This is a genomic window from Vibrio sp. 10N.261.52.A1 (assembly GCF_002876325.1).
Classification (GTDB): domain Bacteria; phylum Pseudomonadota; class Gammaproteobacteria; order Enterobacterales; family Vibrionaceae; genus Vibrio; species Vibrio chagasii.
Window position 1 is genome coordinate 1 of the sequence record NZ_MCYD01000315.1, and the last position, 932, is coordinate 932.

Below are 932 nucleotides of genomic sequence, written 5' to 3' on the forward strand. Positions count from 1 at the left end.
CTTTTATATGGAATCATTTGCATTGATGTGATTAATAAAACTGTTTAGTATGGCCGTACTATAAAAATGAATCTATCACGTCTTTGGATATCATGGCTTTACCTAAAACACTTATTCGGCTTTTTAAACCATACATAATCTTATTAACCGGAGGAATGCTTTACCTCGCAGCAGCTCAATTAGAAAAAGTAGAGACCGCAGCAACCAACCAATCAGCATCAAACATTCGCATCGCAAGCGCGACTATTCGTTCCAACATCGAGGCCGTATTCGGCAAACTCTATTTCTTAGAAACCAGCCTAGGCTTACCCAACACCACCGACTTTAGCGACCAAAAGTTTCGTGAACTCAGTGATAATATTCTAAAAAGAACGCCAAACTTCTCCGATATCATCCGATACCAACCCAACTCCCAACATTACGTCTCCACCCGTGGCCTTCCTCTGTCCAATGAGCAAATCGCCACAATACAATGGCATTCAATAGACGGTGTTGTTGAAGATTTCTACATCTCTTCCGTTTACCAGAAAGCAGATGGTCGATGGGTTTTCGCGGTTAAACACACTGCAGAAAAGCTCAACGAAGAAATCTGGATTGAGTTTGATTTACTGCACACCACACAAGGCTTAAGAGATTTAAAAACGCTAAATAATGGCTATGTATTTGTTGTAGATAAAGCAACTGAACGACTCGTCTTCCATCCAGACCCAAAACGAATTGGCTCGAAGTCCATTAGCTATCATGCGGGGATTAGCCACCAACTTTCACAAGGGCAATTGGCCGGAAAGCACGAATACTACTATCAAGATAACTTCAAAATATCGGTATTTGATGCGGACAACAGCTTGAATTGGGTGTTCATTGCGGGCACTGATCGCCATGACATCTTAACCAGCTCACATCAATTTACGTTGACGGGCTTAGTACTGGGC

At 42.1% G+C, this 932-nt stretch carries 1 pseudogene; it reads left to right on the forward strand.

Annotated features, from left to right (window positions below):
• Window positions 1–155: 155 nt before the first annotated feature.
• Window positions 156–932: pseudogene (locus BCT81_RS03890) on the forward strand (cache domain-containing protein); the annotation flags it as partial.